The sequence below is a fragment of the Bacillus cereus group sp. BfR-BA-01430 genome (assembly GCF_022663115.1).
Lineage (GTDB): Bacteria > Bacillota > Bacilli > Bacillales > Bacillaceae_G > Bacillus_A > Bacillus_A cereus_BD.
In genome coordinates this window covers 52,383-76,500 of sequence record NZ_JAKUEW010000010.1, presented here as the reverse complement: position 1 = coordinate 76,500, position 24,118 = coordinate 52,383, and the positions used below count along the sequence as shown (strand labels likewise).

The following is a 24,118-nucleotide window of genomic DNA, read 5'->3' as shown; positions in this document are numbered from 1 at the left end:
TTTGTAGTAGTTTTTTTTGCTTATTCATCATCTGTTACTAGCTTTTTATAAACAAAAAAGAGCCATGTAGATAAAAAATACCTACATGGCTCTTTGCCAAAGTGTAGGTACAATGGGAATAACCCTTGTACCTACGCGTCATTTTTTCCGCTAGGTTTCAAGGGTTTACGTATGATGATGATGTTTTTGTGCAAATGTAACTACAGCTTTATAAGTAAACATAGTTCTTTGCTCCCTTTCTCCTCTGATTTTGAAGTTAGTATACTACATGTTTTTTAGAATGAAAAGAAAAATATGAAAAAATTCATCTCGCCATTTTAGGGCAGCCCGATTGGTGAGGGCTCATTAAAGTTTCACTTTGTAGGAGTATTTCTTACATTTATGCCGAATTCAATATAGTACATATAAAGGAGGGATTGTACATATGGAAATAACTGTAGAACAAGTTTTTAATGATAATATTTTAGAAGAAGCGGCAAGTTTATTTCGTGTGAAAGTAGAAAAAAAACCCCTTGGAGATTTCGAAAATTATATTTTTCGTGCCGAGGATGAAAAGAAAGTATCCTATGTGTTGAGATTGACTCATTCTTCTCACCGGTCTGAAGAGCAAGTACAAGCTGAATTAGAGTTTTTGCAATATCTAAAAGAACATGGAGCGAATATTGCCGGGCCACATAATTCAAAAACTAGAAAACTAGTAGAAGGAATACAGGCAACAGATGGAACGACCTTTTATGCTTCACTTTTTTCATATGCACAAGGAGAAAGGATAAAAGATGAGACCTCTATACATTGGGGAGATGATTTGTTTCAAGCATGGGGAAAAGCAATTGGACAAATTCATCGCCTCACAATGAATTACCCTGAAACAAAGCATCGTACGACATGGGAGGTAGATGAAAGAGCGATTGTAGAGGGTTTAGAGGATGAACAGTTGAATCAGATTGCGAATACATTAATGGATCGTATAAAAAAACTGCCGATAGAAAAGAAAAGTTTTGGACTTATACACGGCGATATTCATCAAGGGAATTTTCATTATGATGGAACAAAATTAACAATTTTTGATTTTGATGATGCTACGTATAACTATTTTATACATGATGTAGCGATGGTTCTCTATTATTCAGCGATGGTAATAAACGGGACAACAGAAGAAAAAACAGCATTTGTTCGGCAGCAATTAAAAGTATTACGATCAGGATATGAGCTGGAACATCAATTAGAGGAACAATGGTATGAATCTTTACCGTTATTTTTAAGGCTTCGTGATGTCGGTTTATATGGTACAATTCAAAAGAAATTTAAAGGAAAAGAGATGCCAGAGTATTTTCATATATTATCTGATTCATTATATAAGAGAATTATGAAAGAGCAGCCAATTGTGAATATATAATACAAATTTTAAGAGACAAAGTATATGAAAAAACGATATACTTTGTTTTTTTATACAAAAATATGTTTGTTTTATTAAAATAATATTGTCATGATTTGTGGATGAGTTTATAATTTTTATATATTCTGAATATTCTTGATAAAAAGGAGGGGGAATTGTGGAGGCATTCGTAGGATGGTTAAATAATATTGTTTGGAGTTCTGCACTTGTTTATTTATGTTTGGGTGCAGGTTTATATTTTTCTATTCGAACGAGATTCTTACAACTCAGGCATTTTGGAGAAATGTTGAAACTTACATTTAAAGGGGAAAAGTCGGAAGCAGGTGTTTCTTCATTTCAGGCATTAGCGCTGTCTTTATCAGGGCGCGTGGGAACGGGAAATATTGCTGGGGTCGCAACAGCGATTGCATTTGGAGGCCCAGGAGCCGTATTTTGGATGTGGGCAGTGGCCTTTTTAGGTGCGGGATCTTCTTATATAGAATCGACACTTGCACAAATATATAAAATGAAGCATAAGGGGCAATTCCGCGGCGGACCCGCTTATTACATTGAGAAGGGTCTAGGAGTGAAATGGTACGCATTCGTATTTGTTGCAGCAACCATTCTTGCAACGGGGCTACTTCTTCCTGGTGTGCAAGCAAATAGTATTGCTCTAAGTTTAGAAACAGCATTTGGAGTGAATACATCTGTATCTGGAGTAATATTAGTCGTGATAGTCGCTCTTATTATCTTTGGTGGAGTAAAGCGTATTGTAAATGTAGCGCAAGTTGTCGTGCCTTTTATGGCGGTCGGTTATATTCTCGTAGCTTGTGCGATTATTGTAATGAATATTGAAAAGTTACCAGAAGCATTTATGTTAATTATAAAAAGTGCATTTGCTTTAGAATCTGCGTTTGGTGGAATTATCGGTTTAGCTATTTCTTGGGGGGTAAAACGTGGAATTTATTCCAATGAAGCAGGGCAAGGAACGGGGCCACATGCAGCAGCAGCTGCGGAAGTTTCACATCCAGCTAAGCAAGGATTAGTGCAAGCATTTGCTGTTTATATTGATACATTATTTGTTTGTTCTGCAACTGCATTTATGATGATTATTACAGGCATGTATAACGTATTTGATGCAAGTGGAAAAAATTTTATTGTCAATAAATTAAATGGGGCACAGCCGGGCCCTGGTTATACGCAGGCTGCAGTTGAATCTGTCTTCCCTGGATTTGGAAACGGTTTCGTTGCTATTTCCTTACTATTCTTCGCATTTACAACAATAATGGCATATTATTATATCGCTGAAACGAATATTGCCTACTTAAATCGTGAGAAAGATCGCCCTTGGATGTTGCTGTTACTAAAATTTATTTTCTTAGGGGTTGTATTTTATGGTTGCGTCAAAACGGCAGAGACAGCTTGGGCTTTAGGGGATATTGGTGTAGGGATTATGGCATGGGTTAACATTATTGCGATTTTATTTTTGCAAAAGCCAGCCCTTTTAGCATTAAAAGATTATGAGAAGCAGAAGAAAGAAGGAAAAGACCCCGTATTTAATCCTCGAGAACTCGGAATTAAAAATGCTGATTTCTGGGAGAATGAATACGGAAAAGATAAGAAAGAAGAAGTATCATAAAAGAATAGCAATGAGAAAGCAAAGGGAGATCCCTTTGCTTTTTTGTTGTTGAAACTCAAATGTAGAAAATCTTGATTTTTGTTGAATTACTAAAATCATTTCGCTACTAGAAGTGCATTCTTATTTCTATTTGTAGCACTTTTTTATGGAGCAAAGTTATTTTTTAGGCTTTTTTTGAATATAAAAAGAATGTACATGCTTTGTTAGGGGAAGGGGGAGTATGTTGATTGAGTTTCGTAATGTAAATAAATACTATGGTAACTTTCAAGTCTTAAAAAATATTAATATTCAAATTCAAAAAGGAGAAGTAGTTGTTATTGTAGGGCCTTCTGGATCAGGAAAAAGCACACTACTTAGGTGTATCAATCAGTTAGAGGCAATTACGGATGGAGAATTAATTGTCCAAAATACAGAAGTGCACAATGCCAAGACGGATATGAATGAATTGCGCCGAAATATTGGAATGGTTTTTCAGCATTTTTATTTATATCCACATAAAACGGTGCTTCAAAATATTACATTAGCACCAATGAAGGTGAATAAAATTTCTAAAGAAGAAGCTGAAAAAACAGCTATGTTTTATTTAGAAAAAGTGGGGATACCTGAAAAAGCAAGGGCATATCCACATCAATTATCCGGTGGACAACAACAAAGAGTTGCAATTGCTAGAGGATTAGCCATGCAACCAGAAATTATGTTGTTTGATGAGCCGACGTCTGCTCTCGACCCGGAAATGATTGGGGAAGTGCTAGATGTTATGAAAGCGTTAGCGAAAGAAGGAATGACAATGGTTGTTGTCACACACGAGATGGGATTTGCACGTGAGGTAGCAGACCGAATTTTATTTATGGATGAGGGACAGATTATCGAGGATACAATACCAACAGCGTTTTTTGTGAACCCAGAGCAGGAGAGGGCGAGACTGTTTTTAAGAAGAGTATTAAATCACTAGAGGAGGAACAGGATGAAAAGGATGAAAAAATGGTTCACTCTTATTGTTTTCGCGTGTTTATTTACTTTGATTGTTGCAGGATGTGGAAATAAACAAGAAGATGCGAAAGAAACAAATACAAATGGCGGAGTGGTCGAACAAATTAAGAAACGCGGAAAGTTAGTAGTTGGTGTAAAGAATGATACTAATTTATTTGGATTAAAAAATCCTTCAACAGGGCAAGTAGAAGGGTTTGATGTTGATATGGCAAAAGCACTTGCAAAAAAGATTCTAGGTGACGAGAAGAAATTAGAATTAAAAGAAGTAACTTCGAAAACGCGTATTCCAATGCTGAAAAATGGAGATATTGATGCAATTATCGCGACAATGACAATTACAGAAGAACGGAAAAAAGAAGTTGACTTCTCAGATGTATATTTTAAAGCAGGCCAATCATTGCTTGTGAAAAAAGGAAGCGATATGAAAAGTATTGATGATGTGAAAAAAGGGGTAAAAGTATTGGCGGTAAAAGGTTCCACATCAACACAAAATATTCGTCAAAAGGCGCCGGAAGCAACGGTATTAGAGTTTGAAAATTATAGTGAAGCATTTACAGCATTAAAGGCGGGACAGGGAGATGTTTTAACGACTGACAATGCAATTTTATATGGAATGGCCAAACAAGATGCGAATTATGAAGTAGTTGGTAAGATCTTTACGAATGAGCCATACGGTATTGCTGTTCAAAAAGGAGCAACGGATTTAACGAAAGAGATCAATGATTTGTTAAAAGAAATGAAAGAAAGTGGAGAATATGACAAGGTATACGAGAAATGGATTGGAGAAAAGCCAGAAAAATAGTAGATTGCGAGGAGAGGGATGAGGTTAGCTCATCCTCTTCTTATAAAGAAAGAGGGTGGAAGTTTGCCTGATTTTTCAATTTTGACAAATAACATGGATTTGTATTTGGAGGGATTTAAATATACGCTATTGTCCAGTGTCATTGCCTTGATTGGTAGCTTTCTTCTCGGTGTTATGATAGCTGTTATGCGAATTACACCAATTCGAGCGTTAAATTGGATTGGTACAGCGTATGTAGAATTTGTTCGGAATATCCCCATTGTGTTGATTGCATTCGCCTTTTATTTTGCCTTTCCAGTCGTCGGTGTTACATTAAGTGGGTTTGTTGCAGGAACAGCAGCGCTTACTATATATACAGCGTCTTTTATTGCAGAAGCGATTCGAGCCGGAATTTTATCTGTTACAAAAGGGCAGATGGAAGCAGCGCGCTCCTCTGGTTTAACATATGTACAAGCGATGTATTATGTTGTGTTACCACAAGCTATTAAAATTGTCATTCCGCCGCTAGGAAACCAATTTCTGAATTTAGTAAAAAACTCTTCGATTCTTGGAATGATTGCCGGAGCAGATTTAATGTATCAAGGAGATTTAATTTCAACGAGAACGTTTGTTACATTTGATGTGTATATATTTGTTGGGATGTTTTATTTAATCTTAACTGTACCGCTTAGCATGCTTGTGCGTTACTTTGAAAAACGCTTGGCGAAAGGAGCGGTATAGATGGATTTTCAAGGAGCGTATACCGGAGATCATCTTGTTTTCCTATTAAAAGGATTACTTGTAACATTAGAAATAGCTATTATTTCTATTTTCCTTAGTTTTCTTATCGGAAGTATAGTGGGAACAGTTCGATATACGAAAATACCAATTCTATCACAAATACTGGCTGTCATTGTTGAAATCATTCGTAACTTACCATTGCTTTTAATTATTTTCTTTACTTATTTTGCACTTCCAGAAGCTGGATTGAAATTAGAGATTAAAACAGCAGCGATTGTTGCTTTAACAATTTTTGAGGCAGCGATGATTTCAGAGATTGTTCGCAGCGGCTTATTATCTATTGAGAAAGGGCAAATAGAAGCAGGGCGAGCTTCAGGGTTATCGTATATGCAAACACTTTGGTACATTATTTTACCACAAGCGTTGAGACGTATGGTACCACCGCTAGTGAGCCAATTTATATCTTTATTAAAGGATACATCATTAGCAGTTGTCATTTCATTACCGGAGCTTATGCATAATGCTCAAATTATTAATGGACAAAATGTAAATTACATGATTCCTACGTTTATATGTGTAGCTTGCATATATTTTGCTGTAAATTATGGATTGTCAATTTTATCAAGAAAATTAGAGCATCATTAACTCTTACGATCATGTAAGAGTTTTTTACTAATAAAACCTTATTTTCCTGTAATTACAAAATAAGTTGTGATTCATAATAAAAAATGCATAGTTTTATCAGAAAAGTTTTAATTTTATATAGAAACTGTAAACGCTTTCGTGTATATTTTTATTATCAGAAAATTTTCAAAACAGAAGGTGTTTATAGGGGAGGATTACGATGCAGCAAACAACGAACGAGAAATTACATCGAACGATGAAGAGTAGACATTTATTTATGATTGCGCTTGGAGGTGTCATCGGAACAGGTTTTTTTCTTGGATCAGGATATACGATTAACCAAGCGGGACCAGGGGGAGCCATTCTCTCTTATTTAGTCGGTGGATTTATTATGTATTTAACAATGCTTTGTCTCGGTGAACTAACTGTCGCGATGCCGGTCTCTGGATCTTTCCAAAAATATGCGACGAAATTTATTGGGCCGGGAACAGGGTTTATGATTGGATGGTTATATTGGCTAGGATGGGCTGTTACAGTTGGATTAGAGCTAACATCAATAGGCTTGATGATGAAAAGATGGTTTCCATCTGTAGGTGTTTGGGTATGGTGTTTGATCTTTGGACTTATTTTATACATTTCGAATGCAATTTCAGCGAAAAGCTATGCTGAATTAGAGTTTTGGTTCTCTAGTATAAAAGTAATTACAATTGTTGTATTTGTCGTTTTAGGAGGCTGTGCATTGCTTGGCTTTTTACCGTATGATGGAAAAGCGGCAGCACCTCTTTTTTCTAACTTTGTAAATGACGGTGGATTGTTTCCAAATGGGGTTGCTGCTGTACTTCTTACAATGATTACAGTTAATTTTTCTTTTCAAGGAACAGAACTTATCGGGATAGCAGCTGGAGAAAGTGAACAGCCAGAGAAAACAATTCCTCGTGCCATTCGTAACACAGTATGGCGCATCATGTTATTCTTTATTTTAACAATGACGATTTTAGTAGGATTAATTTCATGGAAAGAAGCAGGGGTTATTGAAAGCCCGTTCGTTGTTGTATTTGATAAAATTGGGATTCCTTATGCAGCCGATATTATGAACTTTGTCATTATTACAGCGCTATTATCTGTAGCAAATTCTGGATTATACGCAGCGACGCGTATACTATGGTCTCTTGCAAATGAAGGAATGGCACCGACTTCTTTCAAAAAAGTAAATAAACGTGGTATTCCAATTACAGCGTTAATTGTTACGATTGCTGTAGCTGGTTTATCTTTACTGACAAGCTTCTTTGCAGAAGATACAGTATACATGTATCTATTGTCTGTAGCAGGATTATCTGCTGTTGCTAGCTGGGTTATTATTGCGCTATCACAACTTCGTTTTAGAAGTCAGTATGTAAAGGATGGAGGCAAGTTAGAAGACTTGAAATATAAGACTCCGCTATATCCAATTGTTCCAATTCTAGCTCTCGTTACAAATAGTATCGTTATCATTAGTTTAGCGTTTATTCCAGAACAACGGATGGCTTTATATTGCGGTATTCCATTTATCATTTGTTGCTATGTGTATTATTATATAAATAAGAAGCGGCAAAAAGTGATGAAAGTGGAGATGGATAAAGCGTATGAGACTAACAATTAAGCATGATCATATTCAAGCTGAGTATTCGTATGGACAGTTGTCAATTGGAAAAGAAAATGGGTATTCCCCGTTAGAACTATTCATTTCTTCCATTGCAGGATGTAGTGCAATTGTTTTTCGAACGATCTTAGAAAAGAAGCGTATTCAGTATGACACATTTACAATTGAAACGACAGTTGAGCACAGTGATGCTTTATCAAGACCTGTTGAGAGTGTACATCTGCACTATAAAGTAAGGGCAGAGGGAATTACGCTCATGCAACTCGAAAAGGCGTTAGCAATTGCAGTGAAAAATTGTACAATTGCACAATCTGTTAAAGATAGCATTCAGATTACTGAAACAGTGGAGTTAATAGAAAAAAAGTAAGAGAGTACAATTACATCATTGTACTCTCTTTTTCTCGTGGCAAAGTAATAGTAAAACATGTTCCTTTATTTAATTTACTGCTAACAGTAATATGACCGTCATGTAGTTCTACAATTTCTTTCACAATCGCCAGACCCAATCCGGTTCCTCCCGTTGCACGTGATCGTGCTTTATCAACGCGATAAAAACGTTCAAAGATATGCGGAATATCTTCCGGCGGAATTCCTTCTCCTGTATCTTGAATCGAAATCTTAATATGTGACACATATGCTGTGACGGTGATTGTAATCACTGAATACTCTGCTGAATGCCTATAAGCATTATTTAAAATATTCATAATAACTTGTTCAAACCGTCTTTCGTCTAAAGTGATAAAAAGTGATGGAGGACATGTTAAGGAGACGGTAAGATGTTTTTGGACATATATTCCATTCACTTTTGTGACAATCCGATTTAGAAACTTTTCTAAATCGATCCTTTTCGCTTCAATTAAAAAATTATGTTTCTCCATCTGGGCAAGTATAAATAAATCTTGTACTAAATTCGTAATGTAATCCGCTTCCTCTTTTATAATGGACAAATATTTCTCTCGTTCTGTAGGCTGTGTAGTACGTTTTTGTGCAATCTCTGCATAGCCCTTTACATACGTAAGCGGGGTTCTTAATTCATGTGCTACGCTTGCTAGAAATTCACTGCGTTCCTTTTTCATATAATGTAAATCATTTGCCAGTGTTTGAATTGCGCTAGCAAGTTCACCGATTTCATCATTTCGAGATGTACGTAAAGAAATAGATAAATCACCACGACTCATTTTTTCAGTTGCATGTTTCATACGAATCAGAGGCTTTGTTAATAAGCGTGATAGTAGAAAAATTGTAATCACTGTTAATAGAAAAGTAATGAGACCTGCAATCATAAATTGTTTTGTTAGCCCATTGACCATTTGTTTAATTGAGTTTGTGCCGAGAAACATATATACGTACCCTTGTACTTTCTTTCCTATTACAATAGGGCTAACAGTACATATGTAATTAGAAGTTTTCCAGTGGCTGTCAATAATCGTTCCGTTATGACTTGGTCTTATTTTCATTTTTGTAATATACATCTTTATAGTGGAATCTATATAATTGGACTTTGCTAACACTTTTTTATCTGCATTTGTAATAACGGCAGTTGTCTCTGCTTCTGACTCCATTAATGCAACATGAGAAATTGTTTGTGAATCAAAATATTTTTCTAATACATCACGATGGCTATTGCCACGCTTTAATAATGCATGCATTTCTTCATTTACTCTCGTGTTAACAAGGCTGTAATACAAAAGAATAAATAGAACGCTTTCGATTAAAAGTGTGACGATTAAAAAATAAAATCCTAGTTGAACAGAGATTCGTTTCATCTGACTACTCCTTATGATTCAGTATCAATCCAGTGATAGCCGACTCCATATACCGTTTTTAAATGTATGTCAATAGGGAAGTGAGCCTTTCGTAATTTATCACGTAAATTACGAATATGAGAATCGATTGTACGATCTTCTGTATTTGCATTTAACCCCCAAATGCGCTCAATAAGTTGATCGCGGCTGAGTACATAATGTATGTGGCGCAAAAATAACCCAAGCAGAGAAAATTCAATAGGGGTGAGTAACACTTCTTGTTCATAAAGTGAAACTTTAATCAGTGGGGGGGTTCTTCATCCCCCACTGATTATTAGTTGAACCAATCGGGCTGTTACGGGCAGTTGATCTCCCACCTATCTTCCTTGTTTCTCTCTGCATCTTGAGGTGGGAGTCTTACTGCCCGTTAATGCGGGATAAACAGAAACGAAGTGCTTCGCTTCATCCCATAAAATCCCTTTATATTGGATTTGTTCATGCTCATTTGTACGTCTTAGGACCGCTTCAATTCGCGCTAACAGTTCTTCTTCGTGAAACGGCTTTGTTATATAATCATCCGCACCTATCTTTAATCCATGCACAACATCTATTTTTTGATCACGAGCTGTTACCATGAGGATAGGAATACGGCTGAATGAACGGATGTTTTTACATGTTTCCCAACCGTCCATGTTTGGCATCATAATATCAAGAAGCACGAATTTGAAATTTTGTTTTTCGATATAAGAAATCGCTTCTTGTCCTGAAGTTGCACAAACGCAGTTATACCCCTTAGGTGTAAGATAAAGAGTTAATAATTCTAACATTTTGGGTTCATCATCTACAAGTAATATATCAATCATAGAGTTTCCTCCATATTTGTTATTCATTTCTTAAAGTGTAATGCAAAATCGTGAAGAAATGGTGCAGATTATTATGTATCTGCATAATTTTTTTAGATTTGATTGCTATTGTATAAGGTGAAGTTCTACTTTAGGTAAGAATATTAGCTCGAGAATAATAGATACGGAGGGGAAGCGAGTGAAAAAAATAACCTGCGTTTTAGGCATTACCATTATGACAGCGGTGAATCTTACAGCGTGTGGACAAGCAAATACAGAACATAATGAGAAGAAAAATGAGCAGAAACAAGAAATGAGCATGACTCATAAATCGGCGGCACCGAAAGAAATGAACGCGCACGCATCTAGTAATTTACACACGTTGAGTTTAAAAAATAGTACAAGGCTCAATACAAATGATCCCGTGCAAATGGCCGTATTAACATCACAAATGATTTGGCCAGCGACTCATAGAGAAAATCAGCCGGGAGCGGTTATTTTAGTACCAATAAATGAATGGAAACTTGGGATAGCGAGTGCAGATCTCATTCATCATCCAAACAATGGCCCGATTTTATTCGTGGATAAAAATGGAATTCCAGAAGCGACATTAAACGAAATAAAACGATTGCAACCGCTTGGGACAAAAGATGGAACACAAATTATGGTGATGGGGGATGTAGGAACTTCTGCTTTAGAACAATTAAAAGAATATAAAGTAAAACAAATAAAAGAAACAGATCCAGCTAAATTTGCTAGAGAAGTTGATAAAGAGTATGCCGATATAGCAGGTAGGTATCCAGACAATGTTATTATTGGTTCATTTGAAGAGGGAGGGCGTCTTTATACAACACCTGCGATAAATTGGATTGCACATATGCCGGAACCACTTTTGTATGTAGGGAAAGATAAAGTACCAGAGGCAACAATAGAAGCATTAAAAATGAGAAAAGATAAGGCGAATATATATGTGTTAGGACCAGAAGCCATTATTTCAAAAGAAGTAGAAAAACAGTTAGCGAAGTATGGGAAAGTAACGCGTATTAGCGGAGACACCCCTACAGAAAATGCAATCGCCTTTGCTACATTTAAAGATCGGAAAACAAAGTTTGGATGGGGGCTCACAAAACCGGGCCATGGTATTTCATTTCTATCAACAAAAACACCAGATTTAGCAATTGCTGGTGCATCGTTTTCGCATATGGGAAAGCATGCTCCAGTTCTTTTGCTAGAGGAAGGAAAGGTTACCCAGCCAGTGTATGATTTATTGGCAACTATCCAGCCCAAGTTTAAAGATGATCCAACATTAGGTCCATACAACCACGGTTTCTTATTAGGAAGCACTACCGATATTTCATTTGAAACGCAAGGTATATTAGATGAAAAACTTGAGATTGTGCAAGAGAGTGGAAAGGGACATGGGGAACACTAAATAGAAAAAGTGCTGCTATAAAGTAGCACTTTTTCTATTTATAAAGAGGAATGTAGTCATTGAGGCAAGCTCATAAAGGTATAGATATAGTTTTCTAGTTTTTGTGGAAGTGGTTTTACATCGGCTATAATTGCTATTTTTATTACCTGTTTGAAATGTAAGACAGCATCTTTCCATGAAAAGGTGAGAATTTTTGTATAGCATAAAATTTCCTAATTGTTATATAATAGCCTTCGTGCAGTCGGTCCTGATTTTCTTATGGAGAAAATTAAATAATAAAAGAGTTGAGGAGTGTTATTTTGTTTCAAACGATAAAACATGAATGGTTTTCTAATGTGAAAGGAGATGTGCTATCAGGAATTGTAGTTGCGTTAGCTTTAATCCCTGAAGCAATCGCCTTCTCTGTCATTGCAGGTGTTGATCCGATGGTTGGATTGTATGCTGCTTTTTGTATTGCAGTCACAATTTCATTTGTAGGCGGAAGAACGGGAATGATTTCTGCAGCAACAGGCGCGATGGCGCTATTAATGGTGACGCTTGTAAAAGACCATGGGCTACAATATTTATTTGCTGCGACGATATTAACCGGGGTTGTCCAAATTATTTTTGGAGTATTAAAATTAAGTTCGCTTATGAAATTTGTTCCACGGCCTGTTATGAGCGGATTTGTGAATGCACTTGGCATTTTAATTTTTACAGCACAGCTTCCGCATTTCCATCGGGCAAATTGGCAAATGTATGTACTTGTTGCATTAGGTCTTGCCATTATTTATCTATTTCCACGTATGACAACAGCAGTTCCGTCTACGCTTGTTGCAATTCTAGCTGTAACAAGTATTGCACTTATAAGTGGATTTCAGTTACGGACAGTTGGTGATATGGGGAGTTTACCAAAAGAATTACCTTTCTTTCATATTCCAGATGTACCATTCACATTAGAGACATTCGCAATTATTTTGCCGTATTCGATTATGCTAGCCGTGATTGGTTTATTGGAATCATTGCTTACAGCCTCTCTTTTAGACGATATAACAGATACGTCAAGTAATAAGCATAAAGAGGCACGCGGACAAGGAATTGCGAATATTGTTGCTGGATTCTTTGGTGGCATGGCTGGATGTGCCATGATTGGACAATCTCTTATTAATATGAAATCAGGCGGAAGAGGACGATTATCAACATTTGTAGCAGGCGGATTTTTAATTGTCTTATTATTTGTTTTAGGAGATTATGTTGTTCATATTCCAATGGCCGCGTTAGTAGCTGTGATGATTGTGGTTTCAATTGGAACATTTGATTGGAAATCTGTATTTACTCTTCATAAGGTTCCGAAAGGTGACGCATTTGTGATGATTGTAACAGTTATTATTGTTCTCATTACACATAATTTAGGGCTTGGTGTAATTGTCGGAACGGTAAGTAGCGCTGTATTATTTGCCGTAAATATGGCAAAGATTCACGTGAAACATTTATATATTGAAAATAAGAAAATCTATGAAGTTCATGGACAATTATTCTTTGCATCTACGACAGAGTTTATAAATGCATTTCAATTTAAAGAGGATGTGCAAGAGGTAACGATTGACTTTACACATGCACATGTGTGGGATGATTCAGCTGTAGCAGCAGTTGATAAGGTTATGATGAAATATGAGCAAAATGGTATACAGGTGAATATAGTAGGATTAAATGAGCGTAGTTTAAAACTCATAACAAAATTAGCTACTCATAATAAACAAGCCATTAGCTAAAGTCAAGCCACCTTTTTGAAAACAAAAAGGTGGTTTTTTGTATTATAATACGATTATGATACGGAAAGGGGATTCAGCATATGTATAGACAGATTATATTAGCATGTGATGGTTCGGAACATGCGTTTCGCGCGGCAAAGCATGCAGCACATATTGCGAAATGCAATGTAGAAGCAAATGTTGAAGTTGTATATGTAGTTGATAATAGAACAGCAAAATCAGATATTATTCAAGGGCAAACAGATATAGAAACAATAGAAGCTAGTAGAAAAGAGAGAGTAAGAGAAATAGAAACGATGTTACAACAAGAAGAAGTCTCTTATAAAATTACGATTCTACATGGCGACCCAGGGGAAACAATTGTGCAATATGTAAATACTGGAGATATTGACCTTGTAGTCGTAGGAAGTAGAGGATTAAATACACTTCAGGAAATGGTTCTTGGTAGTGTAAGTCATAAAGTTGCAAAACGAGTGAAATGCCCCGTGATGATTGTAAAGTAACAGGCAGCTAGAAGACTGTCTGTTTTTTTGTTAATCTTACAAAAATGTAAGACAGTTGTTAGTGAAATCGATGTTATAAAAGTATTTTTATGGATAGAATAAAGATATTGGATACATATATGAGAGGAATGAAAGCATTTCAACATTTATCATATAGTCAGGGAGTAAGCTTGATTTGTTTAGGCGGATTTCTAGTAACGGTTATATTGGCAGTTGCACTGAAATTGTTGCAGCATTTATTTTGATGTATAGAAAGGAACAAATGATGAAAAACGACAAACAAGTTATATACAGAAATGAAAACTAACCCTTCGCAATCATTGATGACTGCGAAGGGCTAGTTTCGTTTATTTTTCTACTTCTGGTTTTTCACTTGTTACAGTAACATTTCCCCATTTGTATCGATCTTCTGGATTATATTTATAGTCTTTTACGCGGTTGTTTACCCCGATTAGCTCAAACTTATAATGAAGAGGAATTAATGGTACTTCATCGTGAACAAGTTTTTGCCATTTGTCGTATACATCTTTACGATATTTTTCATCAGCAGCTTTTGGAGAAATTCCTTCTTGTAATAATTCAGTATTTTTATCATTGACCCAGCGTGTGTAGTTGAAAGGTGCCTCTTTTGCCCAGATACCAGAAGGATCTGGATCGGAACCAACGCCCCAAGCACCTGCGAATACATCAACTTTCGGATCATCTGTTTTCAGCATGTCGTAGAATGAGTTGAATTCATGTAGACGACCATCAAGAAGTTCTACTTTTAAACCGATATCTTTCCAAGATTGAATAAAGAATTTAGCAAGTGGTTCACTTGTATCACCACCACTCATGGATAGGAAATTAATTTTAAATTCTTTTCCATTTGGGTCTTCACGGAAGCCATCTCCATTTTTATCTTTATAACCAGCCTCATCTAATAATTTTTTCGCTTTGTCTACATCTTTATCATAAGAACCGACTTTATTGTTGTGGTATTTTGGTAGAGACGGAGGAATTACTGAATTGGCTGGATAACGTAGACCGTGATATAATTTTTCGCCAATTTCTTTACGGTCAATTGCGTAAGCCATTGCTTGGCGTAATCGTACATCTTTAAATTTGTCGTTATCCATTACGCTTTCTTTCTTTTCTTTATCGTAGTGTCCAAGTTTAAAGCCGATATAGCTATAATACAAATCCGTTGTACCAATTAATTGTATGTTTTTAAGCTTGCTTACGTTAGGATATTGATCTGCACTTACTTCTGCAATATCAATATCACCTTTTTTCAAAGATGCATTTACAATAGAAGGATTTACAACTTTTAATACAATATTTTTAAGTTTTGGTTTTCCGCCATAATAATCATCAAAACGTTCGAATTCAACAGATTCTCCAGGTGTAATTTTCTTAATTTTAAATGGCCCAAAACCGATTGGATTTTTCCGTACTTTATCAGATTCTGCTAATTTATCAATTGGAACATCACCTAAATATTTTTTGTTAATGGGAGATGTCCAAAGGCCTGTTTTAACAGAAGGATTTGGCTCTTTAAAAGTAATCGAAATCGTTTTGTCATCAATGACTTTCACACCAGAAATCTTTTCCGCTTTTCCTGAATGATATTCATCCATACCTTCAATTAATTGCATCTGAGAATCAAATCGAGCACCTGTATATTTATTGCTTCCAATTACGAGATAAGCGTACTCTAAATCTTCAGCTGTAACAGGATTTCCATCATGCCATTTCACATTATCTTTAATTTTTAATGTAACCGTTTTTTTATCTTCTGACAATTCATATGTAGCTGGTCCATCATTTGTATATTCCCAGTCATCATTGTTTGTTAGTAAAGATTCATTAAAAATGGTTAATATTCTCCAATCTGGATTACTTTCATATACGGAAAAGTCTAACAGCCCCTCAAATGGTGTATCAGATACTAAGCCAATTGTCAGTGAACCATCTTTAACTTCTTTTTTATCATTTTTGACTGCGGTACTGAACTTCTTTGTATCAGTTGTTTTAGAACTATTACTTGATTTTTCATTACCACCACTACCTCCGCATGCCGAAAGTAGTAACGTTGAAACAGCAAGTGTACTTAATACTTTAAAAAATTTTGGTTTTTTCATCGTTTTTTCCACCCCTCTTAACCTTTTCTTTGTCTTGCATCAGCCGAACGACGGAGCGCTTGACCAATAAAATTTATACACAGCATCAACACTAAAATCATGATTGATGCAGGTAACCAAATCCACCATTTATCTTGTAGTACATCCGGGTTTCTAGCATAGCTAACAAGTGTACCTAGACTTGGTGTACTTTCTGGTAAACCAAATCCTAGGAATGTTAAACCAGATTCAATTCCGATGTTTCCAGCAAGATTCAAAGTAACGCTGACGATAATAATAGAACTTAAGTTAGGTAGTACTTGGAAAAGGATAATTTTCCAGTTTGGCGTTCCTAATGTTTTTGACGCTGATACATAATCGAGCTCTTTTTCGGTTAATACTTTGGAGCGAATTAACCGTGCTTTTCCTGTCCATAAGAAAATGCTCATAATTAAAATAAATGTAAGGATATTGAACTTAGGAACAAGTGTAATAAATACGATAACGAGCATTAAAAATGGTAGAACCATGACAAAGTCGATAATGCGCATAATAATATTGTCAACGACTCCTCCAAAATAGCCAGCAATTAAACCGATTGTAAGACCGATTAAGCACGAAATAACAGTAATTGCTAAACCGATTGTAAAGGAGTTGCGCGTACCGATAATGAGCTGTCCAAAAATATCGCGTCCGCCGTAATCTGTTCCTAGCCAATGTTCAGCAGAAGGAGGTGAGTAAATGGAAAATAAATCTACTCGTACAATATCTTCTTGCTTCATAATAAAGGATGTTGTGTAAACGGCTATTAAGATAATAGCTAAAAAGAATAATGAGAACAATGCAAGTTTATCTTTACGAAGTTCGCGCCACATGATGGAAAAACCAGATGGGCTTTTTTCGTAATGAATGACCTCAGTTTGTTTTTCAGGGTTTGCTAACATGAAAAAATTCCTCCTTTCCTTTAATCAATACGAATACGTGGGTCAACGATGCTTAGAATGATATCTGAAAGGAGAGTTCCAAGTAACGTTGCGAATCCAGTAAATAAAACGAGGGCTGTTATGACACTAAAGTCACGTTGGGAAATGGATTGCATAAATAATTGTCCGATACCTGGATAGCTAAAGATATTTTCTAAAAATATCGCTCCACCAACTAATCCGGTAATTTCATAACCTAGAAATGCTGCAATTGGTAAGAATGAGTTTCGTAAAATATGTCTAGAATACACTTTTGATTCCGGAACCCCTTTTGCTCGTACTGTGCGTACAAAGTCTTTATGTTTTGTATCAATAATTTCACTTCTCAAATATTGTACAGTACCAACTGTAGCAATTAATGCTCCAGATAGAGCGGGCAATAGTAAGTGATTCAACTTACTCATATAGTAAGCAAATGTACCGGTCGTAATTTGCGGATCGACACTACCTCCTGTTGGAAATATCGGGAATTTAAATCCGAAAAGAAATAGCATAATTAATGCAAATATAAATAAAGGTGTTGCAAATCCTAAGTAGTTGTATAGTGTAATGAGTCGGTCGCCTAATGTATCATTCCAACGTCCGCTAATAATGCCAAGTGGAATCGCAATTAAGTAAGTCAGAATAAGAATGACAAGAGCGAGTAATACTGTATTCCCCAGGCGTTCCCCAATTAAGTCGGTTACTTTTAATTTATGTGCGTAAGAAATACCAAAATCACCTTGTAAGGCATTTTTAATCCAGCGTACATATTGGGTTGTAACAGGGTCATTTAATCCTAATTTTTCGCGTTGTTCTTCAATAATTTTTGGGTCTGCTTTTGGATTATTTGCAGCTCTACCAGTTAATGCATCTCCTGGCATTGCTTTCGCAAGCATGAAGACGAGGATACTTAATATAAATAGCTGCGGAATCATAATTAAGAATCTTCGCAGTATAAACTTCCACATGTTTTATCACTCCCTTATGGTAATGCCACCCGGTGTGTTGGCGAGATTGGTTTTAAATCATAAGCACGGCCGTTTTCATTAAAATAATTTTTATGTGATTGCTCGTATTCTTCTTGTACTTGCCGCCGTAACGTACTTTTTTGTTTTCTATTTTCAGGTCGGATATCAGGAATTGCTGCGATCAATCGTTTCGTATAAATGTGCTGTGGATTATTATAAATTTCAGCACTTGTTGCTTCTTCCACAAGGCGACCACGATACATAACCCCGATGCGGTTACACATATGCCGAATTACACCTAAATCATGACTAATAAATAAGTATGTTAATCCGAGCTCAGCTTGTAGATCTTGTAAGAAGTTTAGCACTTGTGCTTGTACAGAAACGTCGAGCGCAGATACTGGTTCATCAGCAATAATTAATTTTGGTTTTAGTGTTAATGCGCGCGCGATGCCAATCCGCTGTCTTTGTCCACCAGAAAATTCATGTGGATATTTATAAATAGATTCTGGATTTAGTCCAACTTTTTCAAGATATTTTTGGACGATTCTTCTTTCTTCATCAGGTGAGAGCTTTTCAAAGTTTCGTAATGGCTCTGCGATAATATCGAGAACACGTTTCTTTGGATTTAACGATGAGTATGGATCTTGGAAAATCATTTGAATATTTTTTCTTTGTTCACGCAGTTCAGAACGGCTTAATTTTGTTAAATCTTTATTGTTAAAAACAATGCTACCGCCCGTTGCTTTTGTTAAATGCATAATCGCTTTACCTGTAGTTGATTTTCCACTTCCTGATTCACCAACAATCCCGTATGTTTCACCAGGTTGTAGTTCAAAGCTCACTCCATCAACAGCGTGCACGTAGTCTAGCGTGCGTCCAAAGAAGCCGCCTTTAATTGGAAAGTGTACTTTTAAATCATTTACTTTAAGCAGTGCCATGAGTAACGTCATCTCCTTTCTTATCTTGGAAGTCGAAATGTTTATAACAAGTGCAGCGTACCCAATGACCTGGTTTTGCTTCATGTAAAACAGGATTTTCTTCATGTTTGTCAGATGTAATCCACGGAATTCTATCTTTGAAGCGGCAACCTGTGCGAGGGAGTTTCGCTAAAGTAGGAACAACCCCTTGGATTACGTGTAATTTTTCTTTTTCGGTATATGCAGATGGAATAGAATGTAGTAAAGAGCGTGTATATGGGTGAAGAGGATGATTAAAAATCTCTTCCACTTTACCTGTCTCTACAATTTGTCCTGCATACATAACAACAACGCGATCAGCAGTCTCAGCAACAATGCTTAAATCATGTGTAATTAAAATAATGCCCATTTTCGTTTGTTCTTGAATAGATTTTAGTAGGTCTACAATTTGTGCTTGAATTGTTACATCAAGAGCAGTTGTGGGTTCATCCGCAATGACAAGCGCTGGTTTACATGCGATTGCAATTGCGATAACAATTCTTTGTCTCATTCCGCCAGAGAGTTCGTGTGGGTATTGTTTATAAGTAAGTTCTGGTTTTGGAATCCCAACTTGATGAAGGAGTTCTAAGGTGCGTTCTTTCTTTTCTGCTTTTGAGAGATTTGTATGATAGTCTAAGTTTTCTTCAATTTGTTTTCCAACTGTCATAAGAGGATCTAATGCTGTAAGAGGTTCTTGGAAAATCATTCCGATATTTGAACCGCGTATTTTATTCATTTCTGCGGCTGACATGGTCAATAAATCTTTATCTTTATAATAAAGATGACCTTGCAATTTTGTATTAGCTTCATTGTGCAATCGCATAATGGAAAGGGCAAGTGCACTCTTACCACATCCAGACTCACCGACAATAGCAACAATTTCATTTTCATGTACAGTTAAAGAGACATTATCAACCGCTGCATGATACTGATCTCGTATACGAAAGGATGTCTGTAAGTTTTCAATGCGAAGAAGCGAATTCTTCATGGCTATCCCTCCATCTTTCTAAAAAGACTAAATGTTTTATATATTGTTGTTATTTTAATATAGATTGACATTGTTTGACAAGAACTAGTTGAGAAAATATTCAAAAATCTTTTTATACAAAGATTGAATTTGTTGATATAACAGTAAAAAAGATACTTTGAAAGCGTAAATATCGGGAGGAGAATAAGGCAAATACTTTGTAGAAAAAAAGGGAGATATGTAGAAAAAACGAGAGATATTCTAGTAAGAATTGTCTCTCGTTTTTTGTGAAATATAATAATGCTCTTTAATAAAGTTCTATTTTAAGCTTGTTTTGATTTTGCTGAACCTGTGTTTAAAGTAAGGGCTAAGAAGATGATTGCAAGTAAGCAAGATGTAAGTAGTAAAATAAATCCACCATTCCAGCCGAAAGCATCTACAATAAAGCCCATCGCAGCGCTAGCAAATGATGCTCCGCCCAGGTAACCAAAGAATCCAGTTAAACCAGCAGCAGTTCCAGCTGCTTTTTTTGGTGCCAAGTCAAGTGCATGTAATCCAATTAGCATAACTGGTCCATAAATTAAGAATCCAATTGCTACTAGAGCGATACTATCAATGATTGGATGACCAGCTGGATTTAACCAGTATACAAGAACGGAAATAAATACCCCCACCATAAATAAAATACCAGCAGGTGCACGGCGTCCTTTAAAGAGTTTATCACTCATCCAGCCGCAAAGAAGTGTACCTGGAATCCCAGCCCATTCATATAGAGCATAAGCAGTACGAGAACTATTATGTGTAAAGCTTTTTTCTTCTACTAAATAAGTAGGAGCCCAGTCTACAACACCGTAACGCACAAAGTATACAAATACATTTGCAATTGCGATGTACCATAGAAATTTATTGTTCAGTACATATTTGAATAAAATTTCCTTTACTGAAAGTTCGCGTTCACGATCTTTTACTTTCTCATCAGCTGGATATTCTCCTGTATGTTCTTCAATTGATGGTAAACCACAAGATTGAGGTGTATCACGCATTGTAATTAATACATAAATTCCAACTAAAATAGAAAGAATACCTGGGAAGTAGAATATACTTTTCCAATCATTAGCGAATAAATATAGTCCTAATGTAACGAGTGATGGCATAAGAGCACCACCGACATTATGAGCAACGTTCCAAATGGACATTTTCGTACCGCGTTCACTAATAGAGAACCAGTGCACCATTGTACGTCCACAAGGAGGCCAACCCATTCCTTGTACCCAACCATTTAAAAATTGAAGTACAAACATAAGGATAATGCTTGTTGTAATGAAAGAAAATGAACCGAAAATAATGTTAATGATACCAGATAAAAAGAGACCTGCTGCTAAAAAGTAACGGGGATTACAGCGGTCGGATACAATTCCCATAATAAACTTGCTTATTCCGTACGCAATAGATACGGCCGAAAGGATAATCCCAAGTTCTCCTTTACTAAATCCTTGTTCGACTAGATAGGGCATTGCTAATGAAAAATTCTTTCGAACAAAGTAATAACCTGCATAACCGATAAAAATACCTAAAAACACTTGTAAGCGCAATTTGCGGTATTCACTGTCGATGCGATCAGCAGGCAAGCGCTCTTTATGTGGCGCAGGTTTAAACAACTGAGTTAAAAACATAGCCTACAAATCCTCCTTAATGGTTGAAACCATTTTATGTCATGAAAAATAAAAAAACCATGAAAAATAGAAAGGTTCCTTTCTATGTTCCATAGTCTTATACTCTCATTCTCCATGACTGTCAATATTAACTTCGAGAAAAATTATACAACTTTGTGACAGGAATGTAAACGGTTTTAATCATAAAATGATTGACGATTTTTATTCTTGATATTAATATTTAAATAGATTAAATATTTTATTGTTTAAATAAGAGGTAGATAATATGCCAAATGATATTACTCATATTGATAAAATTCAAGCTCTAGCATTCTCTATAGGAAAGAAAATGCAAATGGAGTTATTGGAACAAATGCAAGCATCAGGACTTACACCACCGCAATTTTATATTTTAAAAATTTTAGAGAACTATGGTGCTTCACGAGCGACAAAATTAGCGAAAAAAATGTATGTAAAACCAAGTGCAATTACAGTAATGATTGATCGTTTAATTGATCAAGAACTAGTTGAGCGCTATCACGATAAAGATGATCGTCGTGTTGTTATCATTGAATTAACGAAAAAGGGGAAAGCGAAAGTAGAAGAGGCGAAGAACGCTCGTAATGAGCACATTGCAAAATATTTCTCGCAATTAGAATTACAAGAAAGAAAAGACTTATTACGCCTGTTTGAAAAATTAGAAACAATTGTTTGCGGGACAAGTGAGAAAAAAGAGCTAAATTAAGAGAAGTTGAGGAGATTATATGAAACAACAAGGTGATAAAAAAAGGAAATTATTATTGATTGGTTTAGTGATTGCGATGTTATTTGCAGCGTTAGATGGAACAATCGTCGGTACAGCGATGCCGCGTATTGTCGGCGAACTAGGTGGATTAAGCTTAATGACATGGCTAACAACAGCTTACATGCTAACATCTACGACAATTGTACCGATTGCAGGTAAATTAGCTGATTTATTAGGACGCCGTAACGTATATATGACAGGATTAATTATCTTTATGATTGGTTCAGCATTATGTGGTATGGCAAATGGTATGACAGAATTGATTATTTTCCGCGGTATTCAAGGTCTTGGCGGAGGTATTATGATGCCGATGGCTATGATTATTATTGGAGATATGTTCACGGGGAAAGAGCGTGCGAAATGGCAAGGTATTTTTGGCGCTTTATATGGTCTTGCTTCAGTCGTTGGTCCGCAAGTTGGTGGTTGGATTGTAGATGCAGTTAACTGGAGATGGGTATTCTACATTAACTTACCAGTTGGTATTGTCGCAACAATCTTTATTGCGACGGGATTACAATCACATAAGCAAACAGGACCTATTAAAATTGACATTGCTGGAATTTTTACGATGATTGTTGGAGTTGTAAGTTTATTACTTGCATTAACATTCGGTGGAAAAGATTACGCATGGGATTCTTGGCAAATTATCGGATTGTTTAGTTTAGCTTTGATTGGTATTGTAAGCTTTGTATTTGTGGAAACAAAAGCTGAGGAACCAATCTTACCAATGCATTTCTTTAAAAATCGTACATTTACACTATTGAATGCGATTGGTTTCTTTATGAGTATTGGAATGTTTGGTGCAATTATGTTCGTTCCATTCTTTATGCAAGGAATTGTAGGAGTAAGTGCAGCTGAATCTGGGACGATTATGACACCGATGATGATTACAATGATTGTGACGAGTATTATTGGTGGTCAACTTGTCTTAAAAGTTGGCGTGAAGCCGCAGATTATTGTTGGTATGTTGATTATGGCTGGTGGCTTCTGGTTATTAACAACAATGGATATGCATACAAGTAAGCTTGTAGCGACTTCTTATATGATCATTATCGGTTTAGGTATGGGGCTTGTAATGCCAACATTGACATTGGCATTACAAGAAAGTTTCCCGAAAAAGGATCTTGGTGTTGTAACTTCATCCAGCCAATTTTTCCGTCAAATTGGAGGAACATTTGGAATTACAATTTTAGGATCTATTATGAATAATACTTCAGGCACCATTTTAACTGAAAAATTAGTACCCGTATTAGAGAAGTTTCCACCGCAAGCTGGACAGATTGTAACAAAATTTAAAGATATGATTCATACAGATCCACAAGGGTTATATTCTATGCTGTTTAGTCCAGAGGTGTTAAAAAAAATACCAGAAGCATTTTCTACAAGTATCGTTCCTATTTTGAAGAATTCGTTATTGGACTCATTGCATAGTGTATTTTTAGCGGGATTAGTATTTATTGTTGTTGGTGCTATCTTTACGATTTTCTTAGAGAAGATTAAGCTTTCTGATCGAAAGAAAGGTGCAGAAGAGGTAGTAGAAGGAGAAAAGAAACATATAAATGGATCCTATTCATAATAAAAGCATCGCCTTATGGTGATGTTTTTTCTTATATGTATAACATATACTCTTTTTGAGTA

The 24,118-nt window shown here is 36.0% G+C and carries 21 protein-coding genes and 2 pseudogenes; 14 read left to right on the top strand and 9 right to left on the bottom strand.

Features of this window, described 5'->3' with window-relative positions:
• The first annotated feature begins 424 nt into the window (after nucleotides 1-424).
• The 8 genes from MR058_RS16410 to MR058_RS16375 all read left to right on the top strand — a co-directional run bounded on the left by MR058_RS16410 (nucleotide 425) and on the right by MR058_RS16375 (nucleotide 8,156).
• Nucleotides 425-1,396 carry a phosphotransferase enzyme family protein gene (locus tag MR058_RS16410; protein WP_242144981.1) on the top strand — a complete coding sequence of 324 codons (972 nt, stop codon included), beginning with the start codon at nucleotides 425-427 and terminating at the stop codon, nucleotides 1,394-1,396.
• A 157-nt stretch (nucleotides 1,397-1,553) separates the two neighbouring features.
• Nucleotides 1,554-3,014, top strand: a complete 1,461-nt coding sequence (locus tag MR058_RS16405) for an alanine/glycine:cation symporter family protein (RefSeq protein WP_242144980.1) — start codon at nucleotides 1,554-1,556, stop codon at nucleotides 3,012-3,014.
• A 223-nt stretch (nucleotides 3,015-3,237) separates the two neighbouring features.
• Nucleotides 3,238-3,966, top strand: coding sequence for an amino acid ABC transporter ATP-binding protein (locus MR058_RS16400; RefSeq protein WP_242144979.1), 729 nt, complete (start codon nucleotides 3,238-3,240; stop codon nucleotides 3,964-3,966).
• Between the two features lie 12 nt (nucleotides 3,967-3,978).
• Entirely contained in the window at nucleotides 3,979-4,806 is an 828-nt protein-coding gene (locus tag MR058_RS16395; protein ID WP_242144978.1) for a transporter substrate-binding domain-containing protein, read from the top strand.
• Between the two features lie 63 nt (nucleotides 4,807-4,869).
• Nucleotides 4,870-5,526 carry an amino acid ABC transporter permease gene (locus MR058_RS16390; protein ID WP_048723299.1) on the top strand — a complete coding sequence of 219 codons (657 nt, stop codon included), beginning with the start codon at nucleotides 4,870-4,872 and terminating at the stop codon, nucleotides 5,524-5,526.
• On the top strand, nucleotides 5,527-6,171 hold the full coding sequence (locus tag MR058_RS16385; protein ID WP_048723250.1) for an amino acid ABC transporter permease: 645 nt from the start codon (nucleotides 5,527-5,529) through the stop codon (nucleotides 6,169-6,171).
• Between the two features lie 199 nt (nucleotides 6,172-6,370).
• Nucleotides 6,371-7,789 (top strand): amino acid permease, encoded by a 1,419-nt coding sequence (locus MR058_RS16380; RefSeq protein WP_011983649.1) that lies wholly within the window; start codon nucleotides 6,371-6,373, stop codon nucleotides 7,787-7,789.
• Complete coding sequence (locus MR058_RS16375; RefSeq protein ID WP_048723248.1) at nucleotides 7,773-8,156, top strand: OsmC family protein; 384 nt, start codon at nucleotides 7,773-7,775, stop codon at nucleotides 8,154-8,156. Before MR058_RS16380 ends, MR058_RS16375 begins: the two co-directional genes overlap by 17 nt.
• Nucleotides 8,157-8,166: 10 nt before the next feature.
• Here the strand turns inward: MR058_RS16375 and MR058_RS16370 are convergent, their stop codons facing one another.
• The 3 genes and pseudogenes from MR058_RS16370 to MR058_RS16360 form a co-directional block, all read right to left on the bottom strand.
• A complete protein-coding gene (locus MR058_RS16370; RefSeq protein ID WP_242144977.1) occupies nucleotides 8,167-9,555 on the bottom strand; it encodes a sensor histidine kinase in 1,389 nt (462 codons plus the stop codon).
• An 11-nt stretch (nucleotides 9,556-9,566) separates the two neighbouring features.
• Nucleotides 9,567-9,821: pseudogene (locus tag MR058_RS16365) on the bottom strand (winged helix-turn-helix domain-containing protein); the annotation flags it as partial.
• Between the two features lie 153 nt (nucleotides 9,822-9,974).
• Nucleotides 9,975-10,397, bottom strand: a pseudogene (locus MR058_RS16360) (response regulator transcription factor); the annotation flags it as partial.
• A 178-nt stretch (nucleotides 10,398-10,575) separates the two neighbouring features.
• Between MR058_RS16360 and MR058_RS16355 the strand changes: the two are divergent.
• The 4 genes from MR058_RS16355 (at nucleotide 10,576) to MR058_RS16340 (ending at nucleotide 14,307) form a co-directional block, all read left to right on the top strand.
• Complete coding sequence (locus MR058_RS16355) at nucleotides 10,576-11,808, top strand: cell wall-binding repeat-containing protein (protein ID WP_041809441.1); 1,233 nt, start codon at nucleotides 10,576-10,578, stop codon at nucleotides 11,806-11,808.
• A gap of 299 nt (nucleotides 11,809-12,107) precedes the next feature.
• On the top strand, nucleotides 12,108-13,559 hold the full coding sequence (locus tag MR058_RS16350; protein WP_242144976.1) for a SulP family inorganic anion transporter: 1,452 nt from the start codon (nucleotides 12,108-12,110) through the stop codon (nucleotides 13,557-13,559).
• Between the two features lie 80 nt (nucleotides 13,560-13,639).
• The gene (locus MR058_RS16345) at nucleotides 13,640-14,062 is read left to right on the top strand and encodes a universal stress protein (protein ID WP_011983655.1); all 423 of its coding nucleotides are present in this window, start codon (nucleotides 13,640-13,642) and stop codon (nucleotides 14,060-14,062) included.
• A 119-nt stretch (nucleotides 14,063-14,181) separates the two neighbouring features.
• A complete protein-coding gene (locus tag MR058_RS16340; RefSeq protein ID WP_176371913.1) occupies nucleotides 14,182-14,307 on the top strand; it encodes a DUF4027 family protein in 126 nt (41 codons plus the stop codon).
• A gap of 102 nt (nucleotides 14,308-14,409) precedes the next feature.
• Here the strand turns inward: MR058_RS16340 and opp4A are convergent, their stop codons facing one another.
• The 6 genes from opp4A to glpT all read right to left on the bottom strand — a co-directional run bounded on the left by opp4A (nucleotide 14,410) and on the right by glpT (nucleotide 21,696).
• The gene (gene opp4A / locus MR058_RS16335) at nucleotides 14,410-16,185 is read right to left on the bottom strand and encodes an oligopeptide ABC transporter substrate-binding protein (RefSeq protein ID WP_011983656.1); all 1,776 of its coding nucleotides are present in this window, start codon (nucleotides 16,183-16,185) and stop codon (nucleotides 14,410-14,412) included.
• Nucleotides 16,186-16,202: 17 nt separating this feature from the next.
• Nucleotides 16,203-17,108 carry an ABC transporter permease gene (locus MR058_RS16330; RefSeq protein ID WP_011983657.1) on the bottom strand — a complete coding sequence of 302 codons (906 nt, stop codon included), beginning with the start codon at nucleotides 17,106-17,108 and terminating at the stop codon, nucleotides 16,203-16,205.
• A gap of 20 nt (nucleotides 17,109-17,128) precedes the next feature.
• Nucleotides 17,129-18,097 (bottom strand): oligopeptide ABC transporter permease, encoded by a 969-nt coding sequence (gene opp4B, locus MR058_RS16325; RefSeq protein WP_011983658.1) that lies wholly within the window; start codon nucleotides 18,095-18,097, stop codon nucleotides 17,129-17,131.
• 14 nt (nucleotides 18,098-18,111) lie between these two features.
• Nucleotides 18,112-19,038: an ABC transporter ATP-binding protein gene (locus tag MR058_RS16320; protein ID WP_011983659.1), complete on the bottom strand. Its 927-nt coding sequence runs from the start codon at nucleotides 19,036-19,038 to the stop codon at nucleotides 18,112-18,114.
• The gene (locus MR058_RS16315) at nucleotides 19,025-20,044 is read right to left on the bottom strand and encodes an ABC transporter ATP-binding protein (RefSeq protein ID WP_011983660.1); all 1,020 of its coding nucleotides are present in this window, start codon (nucleotides 20,042-20,044) and stop codon (nucleotides 19,025-19,027) included. Before MR058_RS16315 ends, MR058_RS16320 begins: the two co-directional genes overlap by 14 nt.
• A gap of 302 nt (nucleotides 20,045-20,346) precedes the next feature.
• Nucleotides 20,347-21,696 carry a glycerol-3-phosphate transporter gene (gene glpT, locus MR058_RS16310; RefSeq protein WP_011983661.1) on the bottom strand — a complete coding sequence of 450 codons (1,350 nt, stop codon included), beginning with the start codon at nucleotides 21,694-21,696 and terminating at the stop codon, nucleotides 20,347-20,349.
• Nucleotides 21,697-21,961: 265 nt separating this feature from the next.
• Here glpT and MR058_RS16305 point away from each other — a divergent pair, with 265 nt between their 5' ends.
• Nucleotides 21,962-22,420, top strand: a complete 459-nt coding sequence (locus tag MR058_RS16305; protein WP_048723242.1) for a MarR family winged helix-turn-helix transcriptional regulator — start codon at nucleotides 21,962-21,964, stop codon at nucleotides 22,418-22,420.
• A 19-nt stretch (nucleotides 22,421-22,439) separates the two neighbouring features.
• Nucleotides 22,440-24,056, top strand: coding sequence for an MDR family MFS transporter (locus MR058_RS16300; protein ID WP_048723241.1), 1,617 nt, complete (start codon nucleotides 22,440-22,442; stop codon nucleotides 24,054-24,056).
• The last annotated feature ends 62 nt before the right edge of the window (nucleotides 24,057-24,118 follow it).

What these genes read in the sequence shown, in the direction of transcription:
- opp4B (WP_011983658.1), bottom strand. Translation starts at nt 18,097, where the DNA reads ATGTGGAAGTTTATACTGCGAAGATTCTTAATTATGATTCCGCAGCTA.
- MR058_RS16345 (WP_011983655.1), top strand. Translation starts at nt 13,640, where the DNA reads ATGTATAGACAGATTATATTAGCATGTGATGGTTCGGAACATGCGTTT.
- MR058_RS16305 (WP_048723242.1), top strand. Translation starts at nt 21,962, where the DNA reads ATGCCAAATGATATTACTCATATTGATAAAATTCAAGCTCTAGCATTC.
- MR058_RS16375 (WP_048723248.1), top strand. Translation starts at nt 7,773, where the DNA reads ATGAGACTAACAATTAAGCATGATCATATTCAAGCTGAGTATTCGTAT.
- MR058_RS16315 (WP_011983660.1), bottom strand. Translation starts at nt 20,044, where the DNA reads ATGAAGAATTCGCTTCTTCGCATTGAAAACTTACAGACATCCTTTCGT.
- MR058_RS16385 (WP_048723250.1), top strand. Translation starts at nt 5,527, where the DNA reads ATGGATTTTCAAGGAGCGTATACCGGAGATCATCTTGTTTTCCTATTA.
- MR058_RS16395 (WP_242144978.1), top strand. Translation starts at nt 3,979, where the DNA reads ATGAAAAGGATGAAAAAATGGTTCACTCTTATTGTTTTCGCGTGTTTA.
- MR058_RS16320 (WP_011983659.1), bottom strand. Translation starts at nt 19,038, where the DNA reads ATGGCACTGCTTAAAGTAAATGATTTAAAAGTACACTTTCCAATTAAA.
- MR058_RS16340 (WP_176371913.1), top strand. Translation starts at nt 14,182, where the DNA reads ATGAGAGGAATGAAAGCATTTCAACATTTATCATATAGTCAGGGAGTA.
- MR058_RS16380 (WP_011983649.1), top strand. Translation starts at nt 6,371, where the DNA reads ATGCAGCAAACAACGAACGAGAAATTACATCGAACGATGAAGAGTAGA.
- MR058_RS16330 (WP_011983657.1), bottom strand. Translation starts at nt 17,108, where the DNA reads ATGTTAGCAAACCCTGAAAAACAAACTGAGGTCATTCATTACGAAAAA.
- MR058_RS16300 (WP_048723241.1), top strand. Translation starts at nt 22,440, where the DNA reads ATGAAACAACAAGGTGATAAAAAAAGGAAATTATTATTGATTGGTTTA.
- opp4A (WP_011983656.1), bottom strand. Translation starts at nt 16,185, where the DNA reads ATGAAAAAACCAAAATTTTTTAAAGTATTAAGTACACTTGCTGTTTCA.
- MR058_RS16370 (WP_242144977.1), bottom strand. Translation starts at nt 9,555, where the DNA reads ATGAAACGAATCTCTGTTCAACTAGGATTTTATTTTTTAATCGTCACA.
- glpT (WP_011983661.1), bottom strand. Translation starts at nt 21,696, where the DNA reads ATGTTTTTAACTCAGTTGTTTAAACCTGCGCCACATAAAGAGCGCTTG.
- MR058_RS16410 (WP_242144981.1), top strand. Translation starts at nt 425, where the DNA reads ATGGAAATAACTGTAGAACAAGTTTTTAATGATAATATTTTAGAAGAA.